This window comes from Brachybacterium sp. AOP24-D1-21, from assembly GCF_052378665.1.
GTDB lineage: Bacteria > Actinomycetota > Actinomycetes > Actinomycetales > Dermabacteraceae > Brachybacterium.
Window position 1 is genome coordinate 243996 of record NZ_JBQSXX010000001.1, and the last position, 16506, is coordinate 260501.

The window sequence follows — 16506 nt, forward strand, 5'->3', positions numbered from 1 at the left end:
GTCAGCGACCCAGGGCGCTCTTGCGTGCGGTGGGCTTGGCCGCATCCGGCTCGCGCAGGTACATCGGCTCGGTGCTGCTGAGATCCACGCCCCGCGCGGTCAGCGCGGCGGCGGCGAGCAGCAGATGCCCTGCATCGACATGCACCAGCTCCGCGGTGGCGGGCAGCAGGTCCGGGTAGATCCCGGTTCCGGAGCCGACCAGGATGTCGCAGGCGGTGAGCTCGTCGGCGACCGCCGCCGGGGCATCGACCGCCGGCTCGGAGATCCGGGTGACCTCACCGCTCGCCTCCCGGCGATAGCGGGCGTGGTAGACCTCGCGGCGACGGGCGTCGAGGGCCACCCCGACGGTGACGGTGCCGTCATGCGCGGCCCCTTCCTGGGCGGGGTCGAGCTCTGCGAGCGCCTGGTGGGCGAGGCCGTCGAGGGAGCTGAGCCCGTGCAGCGGTACCCCGAGCACTGCAGCGATCGAGCGAGCCGAGACCAGCCCCACCCGCAGGCCGGTGAAGGGGCCGGGGCCACGGCCCACCACGACGCCGGTGAGCTCGGACCGCTCCACTCCCGCGGCCTGCATCGCCTCGTCGATCAGGGCCAGCAGCACCTCGTCGTGGTGGCGGGAGCGCTCGTCGGCGCGGACCTGCAGGATCTCGGGTGCAGGGCCGGTGAGCTCACCGCTCGCGATGGCGACGCTCACCGCCCCGGAGGTGTCGATTCCCAGCAGCATCAGCGGTTCTCCTCGAAGGATTCGGCGGCCTCGGCGATCCCGTCGGGGCCGGTGATGGTGGCCAGCGCCGCCTCGAGGCGGGTGATCGCCGGCTCGTCCCAGCGAGGGCCGTGCGGGGTCAGCAGCAGGGTGCGCGGTTCGTCGGGGTCGTGCGGATCGTCGACATGGTCCGGGCGTTCGAGCTCGACCATCAGGTATGAGTCCACGAGGTGCTCGACCCGGTCCCGGCCCCACTCCACGACCGTGACGGCGCGGTCGAGATCTGCTTCGAGGTCGAGGTCGTCGATCTCTCCGCCCCCGCCGAGGCGATAGGCGTCCACATGGACGAGGTCGGGGCCCGCGCCGAGGCTCGGGTGGACCCGTTCGATGACGAAGGTCGGGGAGGCGACGGGCCCGCGCACGCCCAGTCCGGCACCCAGGCCCTGGGTGAAGGTGGTCTTGCCGGCGCCGAGAGGGCCGTCGAGCACCAGCAGGTCTCCGGGCTGCAGCACCGCGGCCAGCGCCCGGGCGACCGTGCGGGTCCCGTCGGCGTCGCGGGTGCGCACGGGCAGTGCTCCCCTGCGCGCATCGCTCATGAGCGCACCTCGCGGGTGACGCGTCCGGAGACGGAGGTGAGGACCTCGTAGGGGATCGTGCCGGCGGCACGCGCCCAGTCGTCAGCGGTCGAGGCGGCGGGATCGTTCGGGGCGCCGCCCGCGTCGCCGAAGAGGAACACCTCGTCGCCCGCACGCGCGTCCGTCCCCGGGCCCAGGTCGATGACGATCTGGTCCATGCTGATGCGGCCCACCTGCGGGGCCCGACGGTCCCCGGACTCGGTGCGCACGATCACGTCGCAGCGGTCGCTGGCGGCGCGGTGGAGTCCGTCGGCATAGCCGATCGGCACCAGCCCCAGGCAGGTGGGGCGGTCGGTGGCACGGAGACGGCCGTAGCCGATGCTCTGCCCCTCCGGCACCTCTTTGACCAGCGCGAGGCGGCTGGTCAGGGTCATCGCCGGGCGCAGCGGCACATCTGTGGGCACCGGCGGGTAGCCGTACAGCGCGATGCCGGGCCGCACGATGTCGCGGTGCAGATCCGGGCGTGTGAGGGTGGCTGCAGAGTTCGCGATGTGCTGCAGCGGGATCGGACCGACCTCCTCGGCGAGCGCCGCGCAGGCGGAGTCGTACAGCTCCACCTGCTGATCGGTCGACGGATCGGAGGGGTCATCCGCCGTGGTGAGGTGGGTCCAGGCGCCGGCGACCTGGATGAAATCGTCCTCCCGCATGGCGGCGCCGATCTCCCGGATCTGCCAGGGCAGCACGCCGTTGCGTCCCATCCCGGTGTCGATCTTCAGGTGCACGCGGGCGCGGCGGTCGGCCTGCCGGGCCGCCTCGGCGACCAGCGCCAGCATCTCCGGGGAGCCGACGGAGACGTCCACGCCGGAGCTGAGCACCTCGGGCAGCACAGTGCGCGCGGTGTGCGGCTCGTAGAGCCAGGTGAGGATCTGCGCATCGAGTCCGGCCCGGGCGAGTGCGAGCGCGCTCGCGGGGTGGGCGACGCCCAGCCAGGTCGCACCACCCTCGATCGCGGCGCGGGCCGCGGTGAGCATGCCGTGCCCATAGCCGTCGGCCTTGACCACCGCCATCAGCGCCGTCTGCTCCTCGAGCAGGGTGCCCAGGGCACGCGTGTTCTGCGTGATCGCCGAGGGGTCGATCACGGCCCGGTTGGGCACGTGCCGAGGGTCCTCGGCAGGGATCGGGATGGTCATCGGGCTCCTTGGATCACGGCTGGGCGCCTGCCAGGATAGTCCCGATCGCGGCGGGCAGGTGTGAGGCCACCTCGAGGGCGACCAGAGGGTGCAGGCCGTCGTGCGAGGCGAGTCGGCCGGCGCGGCCGTGGAGGATCGCGGCGAGCGCAGCAGCATCCGGCCCGGGAAGCCCCGCAGCGAGAAGGGTGCCGAGCACCCCGGCGAGCACGTCCCCGGTGCCGGCGGTCGCGAGCATCGGGGTCGCATCGTCCTGGGCCCTCAGCGGTCCACCATCCCCGGGGGCGACGAGCGTGATCGCGCCCTTCAGCAGCACGGTGGCGCCGGTGGCGCTCGCGAGGGCGGGGGCGAGGAGCACGCCCGGCAGGTCGGGGTCCAGGCCCAGGCGGCTGGCGAGCCGTTCGGCCTCCCCGCGGTGCGGGGTGAGGACCACGTCGGTGCCGAAGCGGTGCTCCGGAGTGATCGTGCCAAGGGCGCCCGCGTCGATCGCGCCGCGTGCGATCGTCTTCTCTCTCGCGCCATCTCCCGTGCCATCTCCCGCGCCGTCTTCCGCGCCGTCTCCCGCGCGCAGGCAGTTCACGCCCGCAGCCGCACGAGGGTCCTCAGGTCCGAGCCCGGGGCCGACGACCAGCGCGTCGGTGCGGCCGACGGCGGTGAGGTCCGCCGCGTCCGGCCCGCCCTGGGCGCGCTCGACCCGGTGCCCGACCACTTCCGGCCGCTCGCGCAGCACCAGGTCGAGCACCGTCTGCGGGGCGAGGCAGCGGACCATCCCGGCCCCAGCCCGCGCCGCGCCGGACACGGCGAGCACCGCCGCGCCCGGGTACTGCTCGCTGCCGGCTGCGAGCGCGACCACCCCGCGGGTGTACTTGGTGGCGTCCCGCCCCGGCTGCGGCAGCAGGCCACGGGCGTCGGCGTCTTCGAGACGCAGCACAGCGGGGGCGGGCAGGTGCGGGCCGAGGCCGAGGTCCACGAGGTGGAGGATGCCGGCGCGCTCGGCGCCGCCGGGCAGCAGCAGCCCGGCTTTGACCGCTCCGAAGGTGACGGTCTCGGTGGCGTGCAGGGCCTCGTCGGCGGCCTGTCCGGTGGTGGCGTCGACGAAGCTCGGCAGGTCGACCGCGATCACGGGGACTCCGCTCCCCCGCACCACCGCCAGCAGCGGGAGGAGGTCGGCGGGGACCTCGGGGCGGCCACCGATGCCGAGAATCGCATCGAGCACCAGCGTGGTCCGGGCCAGCGTGTCCTGGAGCATGCCGGGTGCGGTGTCGGCCAGCGGGAGGATCTCGCCTCCCTGCTCGCGCAGCGCAGCGGCCCCCTCGTCGTGGAGGCGATCTGCAGTGGCGATCGCGTCGGCGTGGATGCCGTCGGCGCGAAGCATCGCGGCGGCATGGAGCCCGTCGCCGCCGTTGGCACCAGCGCCGACGAGGACCAGCACCCGGGGCACGTCCGGACTGCTGGTGTCAGGGGCACCCAGTCGGGCCGCGACGTGGCCGGCCAGGGCGCGGGCGGCGCGGAGCATGAGCGGCTCCCCCGCCGCCAGCAGCGGCGCCTCCGCCGCACGCACCGCCGCCGCGGTGTGCCCGCAGATCACGGGAGCCTGCTTCCGTCGCCGGTACCGACCCCGCGTTCGGCGACGACGATCGCGGTGGCGACGTCCCCGTCGTGAGAGAGGGACAGGTGCAGGTGGGCCACGCCCTGGGCCTCGGCGGCCCGCAGGGTGGCACCGCGCAGGCGCAGGTACGGGCGGCGCACCTCGGTGCGCTCGACGGTGACGTCCTGCCAGGAGAAATCGCCTGGAGCGCCGAGGGCCTTGCCCACGGCCTCCTTGGCCGCGACCCGGGCGGCGCGCGAGGCGGCGGAGAGATGGCGTTCTGACGGGGTCAGCAGCCGGTCGAGCAGGGCGGGGGTGCGCTCCAGCATCGCGGTCAGGCGCGCGATCCCCACCACGTCGATGCCGACGCCCGCGATGGTGCCATCATCCTGGGGCGCGAACGCCCGGCCCCCGAAGCTGTGATCGGGGCCGGGCGTCGGCGATGCAGTCGGAGAAGTGCTCACCCCGGCAGTATCACACCCCCGCCTGGGCTGAGCGGGAGTGCCGGCTCACTCCACGGTGACGGACTTGGCGAGGTTGCGCGGCTGATCCACATCCAGGCCCTTCGCCGTCGCCAGCTCGCAGGAGAAGATCTGCAGCGGGATGACGGTCAGCAGCGCGGCGAAGAGGGTGCGGGTGGCGGGCACCCGGATCACCACATCGGCATAGGGCAGCACCGCATCGTCGCCCTCCTCGGCGATCACCAGGGTGCGGGCGCCGCGGGCGCGCACCTCCTGGATGTTCGAGACCACCTTGGAGTGCAGGGAGTGACGGCCGTTCGGGGAGGGCACGATGACGAACACCGGCTGTCCCTCCTCGACCAGGGCGATCGGGCCGTGCTTGAGCTCCCCGGCGGCGAAGCCTTCGGCGTGGATGTAGGCGATCTCCTTGAGCTTGAGCGCGCCCTCCATCGCCGTCGGGTAGCCGACGTGGCGGCCCAGGAAGAGCACGCTGGTGGCGTCCTTCATGTCGCGGGCGAGCTGCTCGACCTGTGCGGAGTTGTCCAGCACCTGCTGGATCTGGTCCGGGAGCTGCTCGAGGTCGCCCATCAGCGCCGCGATCTCGTCGGGGTAGAGGTTGCCGCGCACCTGGGCGAGGAACAGGCCCAGCAGGTAGCAGGCCGCGATCTGGCCGAGGTATGCCTTGGTGGAGGCGACCGCGATCTCGGGGCCGACGTGCAGGTACAGCGCCGCATCCGCCTCGCGCGGGATGGTCGAGCCGCGGGTGTTGCAGATCGCGATGACCTTCGCGCCCTGTTCCCGGGCGTGGCGCACAGCCATCAGGGTGTCCATGGTCTCGCCGGACTGGGAGATCGCGACGACGAGCGTCTTCTCGGTGACCACGGGGTCGCGGTAGCGGAACTCGTGGGCGAGCTCGACCTCGGTGGGGATGCGGCACCAGTGCTCGATCGCGTACTTCGCGACGGCGCCGGCATTCGCGGCGGTGCCGCACGCGACCACGACGATCTTGTCGATGCTGCGCAGCACGGAGGGGTCGATGTCCATCTCGTCGAGCTTCAGGGAGCCGTCCTCGAGGCGGCCCCGCAGGGTGTCCGCGACGGCGCTGGCCTGCTCGTGGATCTCCTTGGCCATGAAGGAGTCATAGCCGCCCTTCTGCGCGGCCGCGGCGTCCCACTCGATCGTGTATCGCTTGGCGTCGGTGACCTCGTTGCCGTCGAAGTCGATGATCGACACGGAGTTCGCAGTGACGGTGACGACCTGGTCCTGGCCGATCTCGAGGGCCTCCTTGGTGGAGTCTACGAAGGCGGCGACGTCCGAGCCGAGGAAGTTCTCGCCCTCGCCGAGGCCCACCACCAGCGGGGAGTTGCGGCGGGCGGCGACCACGGTGTCCGGGGCGTCCTTGTGCACAGCCAGCAGGGTGAAGGCACCCTCGAGGGAGGCGGCGCTGCGGCGCATCGCCTCGGTGAGGTCCCCGGCCTGCTCCATCTCGCGGGCGATCAGGTGTGCGGCCGCCTCGGAGTCGGTCTCGGAGGTGAAGCGGAAGCCGTCGGCCTCGAGCTCGGCGCGGAGGTTCGCGAAGTTCTCGATGATGCCGTTGTGCACCACGGCCAGCTCCCCCTCGCGGCCGCCCAGGTGGGGGTGGGCGTTGAGGTCGGTGGGTGCTCCGTGGGTGGCCCAGCGGGTATGGGCGATGGAGACCCCGCCGGTGGTCTCGGCGGCGTCCTGGAGCGCCTCGCGGAGGTTCGCGAGCTTGCCGGCGCGCTTGGTGACGCGCACGGAGCCGTCATCGATCACGGCCACGCCCGAGGAGTCATATCCGCGGTACTCGAGGCGAGCGAGGCCCTGAAGGGCGACGTCCACCGGACGGGAAGAGGGGCTCTTGGCCCGAGGGCCTGCATATCCGACGATTCCACACATGCCGCTCACGCTAATGATCGCGGGAGAGTTCGGCACTCCCCGTGCGGATTCCGTGAGAGGCCTTCCTCACGATGGCGGACCCCGGCGCGCAGCCATGGCCAATGGCTGCACATAGTGAGCAGAAATGAGCAGGCATTCATGCGCGGAGCTGACCGCCTCTCGCCTGCGCTCCGCCCGAGTCGCACCACGCCGCACCCGTGGCCCGGGCCCGCACCGCGAGCTGGAACAATCACCCCATGAAGTCTGCGTCGACGTCGAGCACCGTCACTCCTTTCGAGGAGATCCCCCGGGAGGACTGGGCACGGCTCTCGCAGCAGACCCCGCTGCCGCTGTCCGAGGAGGACGTCACCCGGCTGCGCGGCCTCGGCGATCGACTCGACCTGCAGGAGGTCGACGCCGTCTATCGGCCGATCTCGCGCCTGTTGAACATCCAGGTCGCCGCCGCCCAGGCGCTGCGCCGGAACCGCGAGGACTTCCTCGATCAGCACCAGCAGCGCACCCCGTACGTGATCGGAGTGGCCGGCTCAGTGGCGGTCGGCAAGTCCACCACCGCCCGACTGCTCCGGGAGCTGATGGCCCGCTGGCCGGATACCCCGCGGGTGCAGCTGGTGACCACCGACGGATTCCTCTACCCCAACGCCGAGCTCGAGGCGCGGGGCATCATGCAGCGCAAAGGCTTCCCCGAGAGCTACGACCGGCGCCGCCTGCTGCGCTTCGTCGCCGACGTGAAGGCCGGGCACGAGCGCGTCGAAGCGCCGATCTACTCCCACCTGACCTACGACATCCTCAAGGACGAGCGCGTGGTGGTCGAGCAGCCCGACGTGCTGATCGTCGAGGGGCTGAACGTGCTGCAGCCGGCCCGTCCCCGCCGCGACGGCCGCCTCGGGATGGCCGTCTCGGACTTCTTCGACTTCTCCGTCTACGTCGATGCGCGGATGGAGGACGTGCAGCGCTGGTACGTGGACCGCTTCCTGCAGCTGCGGCGCACCGCCTTCTCCAACCCCCGCTCCTACTTCCGCCGCTACGCGGAGCTCACCGACGAGGAGGCCAAGGAGACGGCGCTGGGGATCTGGCGCTCGATCAACGGCCCGAACCTCACCGAGAACGTAGTCCCCACCCGGGGCCGCGCCGACCTGGTGCTGCGCAAGGACGGCCAGCACCGCGTCCACTCGGTGCTGCTGCGGAAGGTGTGAGCGGCCCGGTTGTCATCGCGCATAGACCCCTGACAGCGAGACACCCCCCGATCACGGGACCCCTCACGCGACACGCCCGCCGAGACCACCGATCCCATCCGTTTCTGGCAGGAATCCGCGTTCTCGACGGGCGTGCCCCGAGACCGGAGAGGGTCAGAGACCCACGCGCTCCCGGACGATGACGGCGAGGCGCTCGGCCATCTCGGTGGCCTGCTCATCGGTGGGGGCCTCGACCATGACGCGCACGACGGGCTCGGTGCCGGAGGGGCGCAGCAGCACCCGGCCGGTCTCCCCCAGCTCCTGCTCCACTGCGGCGACGGCGTCGGCGACCCCGCGGTCGATGGTGGCCTTGGCCTTGTCGATGTTCTTGACGTTGATGAGCGCTTGCGGGAGCCGGGTCATCACGTTCGCGAGGTCCCGGGCGGTGCGGCCGGTCTCGGCCATCCGCTGCATCAGGTGCAGGGCGGTGAGCTCGCCGTCGCCGGTGGTGGCGTGCTCGGCGATGATCACGTGCCCGGACTGCTCGCCGCCGATGGAGTAGCCGCCGAGGTTCATCTCCTCGAGCACGTAGCGGTCGCCCACGCCCGTCTGGCCGAGCACGATCCCGTGCTCCTTCATCGCGAGCTTGAGGCCGAGATTGCTCATCACGGTCACCACCAGGGTGCCGTCATGCAGCTTGCCTCGCTCCTTGAGGTCCAGCGCGAGGATCGCCATGATCTGGTCGCCGTCGATGATCTCGCCGTCGGCGGCGACTGCGAGGCAGCGGTCCGCGTCGCCGTCGAAGGCGACGCCGATGTCCGCGCCGTGCTCGAGCACCGCGGCCTGCAGCGGCTCGAGGTGGGTGGAGCCCACGCCGTCGTTGATCAGGCCGCCGTCGCTGCGGTCGCCGATCACGTGCACGGTCGCGCCGGCGCGACGCAGGGCGTCGGGGCCGGTGAGATAGGCGGCGCCGTTGGCGCAGTCCGCGACCACGGTCAGGCCGTCCAGGGGTCGGTCCAGGGTGGAGACGAGGTGCTGGACGTAGGCCTCGACCGCGCCGTCGTAGCGCGAGATGGTGCCGACGTCGGTGCCCTGGGGGCGGTCCCATTCCTCACCGAGGCGCGCCTCGATGGCGTCCTCGACCTCATCGGGCAGCTTGGTGCCGCCACGGGCGAAGAACTTGATGCCGTTGTCCGGCGCCGGGTTGTGGGAGGCGGAGATCATCACGCCAAGATCCGCACCGGTGGACTGCACGAGGTACGCGAGGCCGGGGGTGGGGAGCACCTCGGCGTCGAACACGTCGACTCCGGCGGCGGCCAAGCCTGCGCAGACCGCGGCGGAGAGGAAGTCGCCGGAGGGGCGGGTGTCGCGGGCGACGATCGCGCGGGGCCGGGTGCCGCCGAAGGCCCCTAGGGTGCCCAGCACGTGGGCCGCGCCCACGGACAGCTCGACCGCGAGCTCCGCAGTGATGTCACCGTTCGCGCGTCCGCGCACTCCGTCGGTGCCGAAAAGTCGTGCCACAGGATTCTCCTCATGAGGATTCGGGGTCTGCGGGCCCCCGTGAGCACTGCCGTGCGGGCGTGCCGCGTGCAGGTTCCGTGCCGGAGGTCCGCTGTGAGACTACCCGCTGGCGGGGGCCCTACTCCTCAGGTTCCTCGTCATCGAGGGGTTGCGCCGGTTACTTTGGAGGGATGTCCGATCCCGTGCTGCTCCCCCGCCTGCTGCCCTCCGCGATCAGCCATCACGTGGGCGATCGCACCGCGAGCAGGGGACTCGGCGCAGCCCGCGCCGGTCGTGTCACGGATCTCAGCTGGGAGCCGGCGAGCTCGACCGTCTCGGCCGAGGTCGCCGAGGAGGACGGCACGCTCCGCCATCCCGAGGTGCAGCTGACGGAGTACGACGACGACTCCGTCTCCCGCCGCTTCCACACTCCGGGGCCCGGCGGTCTGTGGCGGCCGCGCGGCTCCGCCTGCGACTGCTCCGTCGGCGAGGCGTGCGTGCACGTCGCGGCGACCCTCTACCGGCTCAACGACCTGGGTTCGCAGGCCATGACCGAGAGCCCGCCCGCCGAATGGCGCAGCGTGCTGCGGCCCCTGCTGAACTCGACGCCGACCACCGACGGCGGCAATGCCGCGATGGCCCGCCCGCTGGCCCTGCGCTTCGACCTCGAGGCCGGCACCTCCGGGGCCAGCACCTCCCGCCATCATCGCGAGGTCGCGACTCCCGCCCATGTCGAGGCGGGCGCCGAGCTGTGGCTGGGGATGCGGCCCCTGACCCGTGGCCGCAAGGGCGCCTGGATCAAGGGGGACCTGTCGTGGCGCACCTTCGAGTTCCGCCTCGCCGGTCGGGAGTACGACCCGACCCATGGCGAGGCGCTGACCCGCATCTTCGCCGCCGCCTCGGTGGAGCGCTCCTACTCCAGCGGGGCGATCGATCACCTCTGGCTGAACTCGATCACCTCCCCTCTGTTGTGGCAGTCGCTCGAGCATGCCCGGGGCGCCGGGGTGGAGTTCCTGCCCGGCAGCGGGCTGGCCGCCATCGACCTGGTGGCCGGTGGAGAGGTGGGACTGGACCTGCAGTCCGACGACACCGCCGGGGAGCTGTACGTGCGGCCCCGCATCGCCGTGGCTGGCGAGAAGGCGCTCCGAGGTCGGCTCCTCGGGGCGTCCGGGGTGCTGGATGTGGAGACCACGGAGGACGGGCTGCTGGCCGCTCGCCTCGCCCCGCTCGGCTCCTCGGTGCCGCGCGCCCTGCGCTCACTGCTGCATCGCCGGGAGCCGCTGGTGATCCCGGCGGAGGATCGCCAGGCCTTCCTCGAGGTCGCCTACCCGCAGCTGCGGACCCTGACCACCATGACGAGCCTGGACGGCAGCGTGGAGCTGCCGGCGGCGCGCCGGCCCACCCTGCACCTCACCGCCGCCTACGCCTCGGGGGACCGTCTGTCCCTGCGCTGGTCCTGGCGCTATCACGACCCGGACCGGCGCCTGCCGATGGATCAGCGCCAGGGCGCCCACCGCGACCTGGCCCACGAGGAGGAGGTGATCGCCGCGGCGATGACCCTGTGGCCGCTGGAGGCGACGGACTCCCCCGAGCTGCTCAGCGGCACCGACACCGCCGATTTCACCGAGCACGTGCTGGACGACCTTGCCGCGATGGACCATGTCGAGGTCGAGATCACCGGCACCCGCCACGCCTATCGCGAGCTGGACAGCGCCCCGAATGTGCGCGTCACCCAGCAGGCCTCGCCCGGGAAGAACGACTGGTTCGACCTCGGTTTCGAGATCACCATCGAGGGCCGCCAGATCCCGTTCCCGAGCCTGTTCGTGGCGCTCGCCCGGGGCAGCGCGAAGCTGCTGATGCCCGATCGCACCTACTTCTCGCTGGACCATCCGGCCTTCGACGCGCTGCGGGAGCTGATCCGCGAGGGTGAGGCGCTCGCGGAGTGGGAGCCGGAACGGCAACGGATCTCCCGCTTCCAGGTGGACATGTGGAACGACCTCCAGGAGGTCGCTGACGAGACGGTCGCGAGCAGCGAATGGAGCCGCACCGCGCTGTCCCTGCGCTCGCTCGAGGACACACCGCCGCCCCCGCTCCCCCGCGGCCTGCAGGCCGAGCTTCGCCCCTACCAGCACGAGGGCTTCACCTGGCTGGACTTCCTCTTCACGCACGGGCTCGGCGGGGTGCTGGCCGACGACATGGGCCTGGGCAAGACGGTCCAGACCCTGGCCCTGATCGCCCGTGCCAGAGAGCAGGATCCGCAGGCTCCGCCGTTCCTGGTGGTCGCCCCTGCCTCGGTGCTGCCGGTGTGGCGACGTGAGGCCGAGCGTTTCACCCCCGGCCTGACGGTGCGGGTGCTGGACCGCACCGCCGCCTCCCGCGGCACGGACCTTCCCGCCCCAGCGATCGGGGCTGATCTGCTGGTGACCAGCTATTCGGTGCTGCGCATCGATGAGGAGGAGTTCGCGAGCTCTCGCTTCCAGGGCTTCGTGCTCGATGAGGCGCAGTTCGTGAAGAATCGCCGCTCGCGCACCCACCGCGCCGCGAAGGGTGTGCAGGCCCGCTTCCGGCTCGCGATCACCGGTACCCCGATGGAGAACTCGCTGGATGATCTGTGGGCGATCCTCGATCTGGTCGCCCCGGGTCTGCTGGGCACCGCGATCGGGTTCCGCAAGCAGTACACGCTGCCGGTCGAGTCCGGTGACCACCCCGGCCGGATGGAGCTGCTGCGCCGCCGGGTGCGGCCGTTCCTGCTGCGCCGCACCAAGGAGCTGGTCGCAGCGGAGCTGCCCGAGAAGCACGAGGAGGTGCTCATGGTGACCCTCTCGCCGGAGCATCGTGCGGTGTACGACTCGGTGCTGCAGCGAGAGCGGAAGAAGGTGCTGGGCCTGATCGACACGGATCTTGATCGCAGCCGTTTCATCGTGTTCCGTTCCCTGACGCTGCTGCGGATGCTCGCGCTGGATCCGGCTCTCGTCGACGCCGAGGAGTACGCGGACGTACCCAGCTCGAAGCTCGAGGCGCTGTTCGATCGTCTCGAGGAGGTGATCGGCGACGGGCACCGGGTGCTGCTGTTCAGCCAGTTCACCTCCTACCTGGACCGGGTTGCGGCCGAGCTCGAGCGGCGTGGGGTGGGCTATTCGCATCTGGACGGTTCCACCCGCGACCGGGATGCGGCGGTGACCGGCTTCCGGGAGGGCGATGCCCCGGTGTTCCTGATCTCGCTGAAGGCGGGCGGCTTCGGCCTCACCCTCACCGAGGCGGACTACGTCTTCCTGCTGGACCCGTGGTGGAACCCTGCCGCGGAGAACCAGGCTGTGGACCGTGCGCACCGCATCGGTCAGGAGCGCCAGGTGATGGTGTACCGGATGATCGCGGAGGACACGATCGAGGAGAAGGTGCTCGCGCTGCAGCGGCGCAAGGCCGAGCTGTTCGATGCCCTCACCGATGGTGGCGAGGCGTTCCGCTCCGCGGTCACTGCGGAGGACCTGCGTGAGCTGCTGAGCTGAGTCGGCTCGCTCAGCGTTTCCAGGGCGTCGCGGCGGTGCCGTATGCGCCGATGGGCTGCTCGATGCTCGCCTCGGCCACCCGCAACGGGGGCGGGACGGCGTCGAGCAGGGACCCGGCCGACTCCACTCGCACCCGGGGCACCTCCAGCATCGCCGGGGCCTCCGACGGCGGTGAAGGCATCGCCAGCAGAGTGTGGGCCGCGCCGAGCAGGCTGAGCCGCAGTGTGCTCGCCCGCGCGCGGGCCAACGCCTCCATCACCTGCGCGGCCAGCATCTGCCCGGTGGAATGGTCGAGGGCCTGGACGGGCAGCGCTCCCGGCCGCCCTTCTGCACCGCATTCGACGGCGATGCCGGTGGCAGCCTGGACGATCGAGTCGAAGCCGGCGCGGTGTGCCCATGGCCCCGTCTCACCCCAGGCGGAGAGGGAGACGATCACTGCCCGCGGCGCCAGCTGCTCGAGCTCCTCGATGCCGAGACCCAGTGTGGCAAGGGCCCCCGGTCGATAGCCCCACACGATCACATCAGCCTCGGCGGCGAGTGACCGGAGCTGCTCCGGGGCGCGGCGCAGGTCCAGCTGGGCGCTGCGCTTGCCCATCCCGGTGGAGAGGTGCTGGTCCAGGAGCTCCGGGAGATGCGGCGGGTCGATGCGCAGCACGTCCGCGCCGAGGCAGGCGAGCAGCTGGGTGCCGCTGGGACCTGCGATCACCCGGGTCAGGTCCAGCACCCGCACCCCTGCCAGCAGGGCGAGCGCGGTAGTCCCGGACGTGTTCGTCGCCGGGGGAAGTGCCGGGCGCTCCCCGCGGTCGGTGACGCTCACCCATTCGGCTTCCTGCGGCGCGCTGAGAGCGTCTTGCCGCGCCCGGGCCTGGGGATGCGCGGCCCACTCCTGCCTGGTGCGGACCCGCGCCGCGATGCCGCCGGCCGCGGTGACCTCCTCCTCGATCTCTGCGGCGTCGCGCCGTGCGATCGCACGCTCGAGCCCAGCCCGGTCCTGCACCCCGAGCACGCGGCGGAGCACCTCGGCATGGTGGGGGTAGTTCCCGTGCAGCCGCACCCAGCCGTCCCGAGCCTCGAGGAAGCCGGAGAATTCACCCCACGGCTGCGGGACCCGCCCGTCGATCCGCAGATGCTCGATCGCCGAGAAGGACGCCGCGACGAGCCCCGGGGCGGTGGCGATGGTGAGGTGGAGGCCGCGCGCTGTCGCGAGCTCGGCGGCGGCATCCCGCGCTCGCCCCACAGAGGACCAGGCCAGCTGTTCGACATCGAACGGGCCGGTCCACCAGCGGCGCGGGGTGAATGCCCAGTCTTCGGCGGCGTCTCCAGCGGCGACCATGTCCGGAGCCTAGCGGGGCGGGCCGCCCACTCGCGCGAGCACCCCCGCAACGCGACGATGCCCCCGACCCGGAGGTCGAGGGCATCGTGCGTGCGGCGTGAAGGGTGCGGAGCATTGCCCCGCGCCCGATCAGCGCTTGGAGTACTGCGGAGCCTTACGGGCCTTCTTCAGACCGGCCTTCTTACGCTCGATGACGCGTGCATCGCGGCGCAGGAAGCCTGCCTTCTTGAGGATCGCGCGGTTCGCGTCTTCGTCGATCTCGTTCAGCGCGCGGGACACACCGAGGCGCACGGCGCCGGCCTGTCCGGACGGGCCGCCGCCGTGGAGGCGGACCCACACGTCGAAGCGGCCCTGGAGGTCGAGGACCGTGAACGGGTCGTTGACTTCCTGCTGGTGCAGCTTGTTCGGGAAGTAATCCTCGATGGCGCGGTCATTGATGATCCACTGGCCGGAGCCGGGGGTCAGGCGCACGCGAGCGATCGCGCGCTTGCGACGACCGGTGCCGTAGCCCGGTGCGATCGCGGACTGTCCGGCGCCGACGGCGGACTCGCCGGTCGACTCGGTGGTGAAGCTCGAGGGTGCGGACTCGTCGGTCACGGCCTCGAGGTTGTCGGTGGTATCGGGGGTGGTCTCAGTCACGGTTCTCCTTGGTTCGTCCGTGCGGCAGGGCGGAGTGGCGGGACACCCGCTTACTGCGCCACCTGATCGATGGTGAAGGGGACGGGCATCTGAGCGGCGTGCGGGTGCTCGGAGCCCTTGTAGACCTTGAGCTTCTTGATCTGCTGATCAGCAAGCTTGTTCTTGGGGAGCATGCCGCGAACAGCCTTCTCCACTGCGCGCTCGGGATTCTTCTCGAGCAGCTCGGAGTAGGGGGTGCCGCGGAGGCCGCCGGGGTAGCCGGAGTGGCGGTAGGCCAGCTTGGCCTCCCGCTTGTTTCCGGTCAGCGCGACCTTGTCAGCGTTGATGATGATCACGAAGTCGCCTGCATCCACATGGGGTGCGAAGACCGGCTTGTGCTTTCCCCTCAGGAGCTGTGCAACCTGGGAAGCGAGCCGGCCGAGGACGACATCCGTTGCGTCGATGACGTGCCAGGAACGCTCGACATCGCCGGGCTTCGGGGTGAACGTACGCACTCGTGCCTTCTTCTCTCGTCGTGGTGCCCGGGCGGCAAGACGCCGACCAGGCACGGTTCGATGGACCGTGGGCACGCTTCCTTCGGGTAAAAGCATGGCCCCTATGGCTGTACCCGGCCCGCTCCGCTCACGACGCGACGGCGGTCCTGGATGTGGGTGAGATTCCCTTTCGCGCCGGGCATCAGAGAACGGCTGCGGAGTCGGGGCACACATCAAGGCACAACAGCGCTCAACAATACGCACTGCCGCACCCGAGCGTCAACGCAGAAGACCCCTGTCAGAGGTGTGATCTGCGCCCGACTCCGGTCCCGGTCCTGCCCGGCTCTCCGCCCAGGCCCGCTCCGGCTCCCCACCAGGCTCTGGACCCAGCTCTCAGCCTGCCTCTGGGCCCGCCTCGGGGAGTGGCTCCTGGGGCGGCGGCTGGCGCAGCGTCCGGGTGCGCGCAGCCCAGGCGGCGAGCTCCTCATCGGGAGGGTAGGCGACGTGGTCCAGGGTGAGTCCCTGCGGGGGGCACAGCGGGGCCGCGCCGACGCCGTCGCGGGTGGCGGCCTGGCGCGTGCGGGCGGTGAGCACCTGCGCCGGCCAGTCGAGGTCCCGTCGGCCCTCCCCTACCCCGATCAGGGCCCCGACCAGGGAGCGCACCATGTGATGGCAGAAGGCGTCGGCGACCACGGTCGCGACGATCAGCCCCGCATCTGCACGCCCCTCCTCCGGTCGCTCCCAGGTCATCTCGCGCAGTTCGCGGATGGTCGTCGCCCCTTCGCGGGGGCGGCAGAAGGAGAGGAAGTCATGCTCGCCGAGCAGCGGGGCGCTCGCCCGCGCCATCGCCTCGACGTCCAGGGGCCGACGGTGACGCAGCACGTCCCGACGCAGCGGGTCATGGGCGGCGGGCCCATCGGAGATCCGGTATCGGTAGCGTCGCCACAGCGCGCCGAAGCGGGCATCGAAGTCGCCCGGCACCACCCGTGCGACATGGACCACCACGTCGTCGGGCAGCACGCCTGCAAGCCGGGTGACCAGCGCTTCAGCGGGGCTGCGGGGCGAGCGCCCGGGCAGGGTGGCCAGCACGTCATCGGGCAGTTCGAGATGACAGACCTGCCCCCGGGCGTGGACCCCGGCGTCGGTGCGCCCGGCGACGGTCACCCGTGCCGGGACTCTGGCGATCCGGCCGAGCGCCTGTTCGAGCTCCCCCTGAACGGTGCGCTGGCCGGGCTGGGCGGCCCAGCCATGGAAGTCGGTGCCGTCATAGGAGAGGTCCAGGCGCAACCGGGTGACGGCGCGGGCGCGGGGCAGCGCGCCGGCGTCGGTCACGGCGGGATCGGGGTGCTGGAGCTCGGCGGGCATGGGATCGATCGTAATCGCGCAGCACCGGTGCGGCGCAGTAGTACTGCCCGCGCAGCGCCTGCACAGCACCGGGGCGGCGCCCGGAGTCGC

At 71.7% G+C, this 16506-nt stretch carries 13 protein-coding genes; 2 read left to right on the forward strand and 11 right to left on the reverse strand.

Annotation, left to right across the window (positions count from 1 at the left end; translation table 11 throughout):
• Position 1: 1 nt before the first annotated feature.
• From tsaB to glmS, 6 genes are read right to left on the reverse strand one after another with little or no spacing between them, the layout of a single operon-like run.
• Entirely contained in the window at positions 2–721 is a 720-nt protein-coding gene (gene tsaB, locus ACT3UF_RS01195) for a tRNA (adenosine(37)-N6)-threonylcarbamoyltransferase complex dimerization subunit type 1 TsaB (RefSeq protein ID WP_441444947.1), read from the reverse strand.
• Positions 721–1296: a tRNA (adenosine(37)-N6)-threonylcarbamoyltransferase complex ATPase subunit type 1 TsaE gene (gene tsaE, locus ACT3UF_RS01200; protein ID WP_441444946.1), complete on the reverse strand. Its 576-nt coding sequence runs from the start codon at positions 1294–1296 to the stop codon at positions 721–723. The genes tsaB and tsaE overlap by 1 nt, the downstream gene beginning before the upstream one ends.
• A complete protein-coding gene (gene alr, locus ACT3UF_RS01205; RefSeq protein ID WP_441444945.1) occupies positions 1293–2465 on the reverse strand; it encodes an alanine racemase in 1173 nt (390 codons plus the stop codon). Before alr ends, tsaE begins: the two co-directional genes overlap by 4 nt.
• Before the next feature lie 13 nt (positions 2466–2478).
• Positions 2479–4050 carry an NAD(P)H-hydrate dehydratase gene (locus ACT3UF_RS01210; protein ID WP_444502111.1) on the reverse strand — a complete coding sequence of 524 codons (1572 nt, stop codon included), beginning with the start codon at positions 4048–4050 and terminating at the stop codon, positions 2479–2481.
• Complete coding sequence (locus ACT3UF_RS01215) at positions 4047–4514, reverse strand: holo-ACP synthase (protein ID WP_441444943.1); 468 nt, start codon at positions 4512–4514, stop codon at positions 4047–4049. The genes ACT3UF_RS01210 and ACT3UF_RS01215 overlap by 4 nt, the downstream gene beginning before the upstream one ends.
• A gap of 45 nt (positions 4515–4559) precedes the next feature.
• Complete coding sequence (gene glmS, locus ACT3UF_RS01220; protein ID WP_442332222.1) at positions 4560–6428, reverse strand: glutamine--fructose-6-phosphate transaminase (isomerizing); 1869 nt, start codon at positions 6426–6428, stop codon at positions 4560–4562.
• A 236-nt stretch (positions 6429–6664) separates the two neighbouring features.
• Between glmS and coaA the strand changes: the two genes are divergently transcribed.
• Positions 6665–7621 carry a type I pantothenate kinase gene (coaA, locus tag ACT3UF_RS01225; RefSeq protein WP_441444941.1) on the forward strand — a complete coding sequence of 319 codons (957 nt, stop codon included), beginning with the start codon at positions 6665–6667 and terminating at the stop codon, positions 7619–7621.
• Between the two features lie 153 nt (positions 7622–7774).
• On the opposite strand, the gene glmM is transcribed toward coaA, so the two are convergent.
• On the reverse strand, positions 7775–9121 hold the full coding sequence (gene glmM / locus ACT3UF_RS01230) for a phosphoglucosamine mutase (protein ID WP_442332221.1): 1347 nt from the start codon (positions 9119–9121) through the stop codon (positions 7775–7777).
• Between the two features lie 170 nt (positions 9122–9291).
• On the opposite strand from glmM, the gene ACT3UF_RS01235 reads away from it, so the two are divergent.
• Positions 9292–12606: an SNF2-related protein gene (locus ACT3UF_RS01235; RefSeq protein ID WP_444592079.1), complete on the forward strand. Its 3315-nt coding sequence runs from the start codon at positions 9292–9294 to the stop codon at positions 12604–12606.
• Between the two features lie 10 nt (positions 12607–12616).
• Here ACT3UF_RS01235 and ACT3UF_RS01240 read toward each other — a convergent pair whose 3' ends face one another.
• From ACT3UF_RS01240 to truA, 4 genes are all read right to left on the reverse strand, one after another.
• Entirely contained in the window at positions 12617–13939 is a 1323-nt protein-coding gene (locus ACT3UF_RS01240) for a CoA transferase (protein ID WP_441444938.1), read from the reverse strand.
• A 129-nt stretch (positions 13940–14068) separates the two neighbouring features.
• Positions 14069–14578, reverse strand: coding sequence for a 30S ribosomal protein S9 (gene rpsI, locus ACT3UF_RS01245; protein ID WP_441444937.1), 510 nt, complete (start codon positions 14576–14578; stop codon positions 14069–14071).
• A gap of 50 nt (positions 14579–14628) precedes the next feature.
• The gene (gene rplM / locus ACT3UF_RS01250; RefSeq protein WP_441444936.1) at positions 14629–15072 is read right to left on the reverse strand and encodes a 50S ribosomal protein L13; all 444 of its coding nucleotides are present in this window, start codon (positions 15070–15072) and stop codon (positions 14629–14631) included.
• Positions 15073–15444: 372 nt separating this feature from the next.
• Positions 15445–16416 (reverse strand): tRNA pseudouridine(38-40) synthase TruA, encoded by a 972-nt coding sequence (truA, locus tag ACT3UF_RS01255; RefSeq protein WP_441444935.1) that lies wholly within the window; start codon positions 16414–16416, stop codon positions 15445–15447.
• Between the last annotated feature and the right edge of the window lie 90 nt (positions 16417–16506).

What these genes read in the sequence shown, in the direction of transcription:
- tsaB (WP_441444947.1), bottom strand. Translation starts at nt 721, where the DNA reads ATGCTGCTGGGAATCGACACCTCCGGGGCGGTGAGCGTCGCCATCGCG.
- tsaE (WP_441444946.1), bottom strand. Translation starts at nt 1,296, where the DNA reads ATGAGCGATGCGCGCAGGGGAGCACTGCCCGTGCGCACCCGCGACGCC.
- alr (WP_441444945.1), bottom strand. Translation starts at nt 2,465, where the DNA reads ATGACCATCCCGATCCCTGCCGAGGACCCTCGGCACGTGCCCAACCGG.
- glmS (WP_442332222.1), bottom strand. Translation starts at nt 6,428, where the DNA reads ATGTGTGGAATCGTCGGATATGCAGGCCCTCGGGCCAAGAGCCCCTCT.
- coaA (WP_441444941.1), top strand. Translation starts at nt 6,665, where the DNA reads ATGAAGTCTGCGTCGACGTCGAGCACCGTCACTCCTTTCGAGGAGATC.
- ACT3UF_RS01235 (WP_444592079.1), top strand. Translation starts at nt 9,292, where the DNA reads ATGTCCGATCCCGTGCTGCTCCCCCGCCTGCTGCCCTCCGCGATCAGC.
- ACT3UF_RS01240 (WP_441444938.1), bottom strand. Translation starts at nt 13,939, where the DNA reads ATGGTCGCCGCTGGAGACGCCGCCGAAGACTGGGCATTCACCCCGCGC.
- truA (WP_441444935.1), bottom strand. Translation starts at nt 16,416, where the DNA reads ATGCCCGCCGAGCTCCAGCACCCCGATCCCGCCGTGACCGACGCCGGC.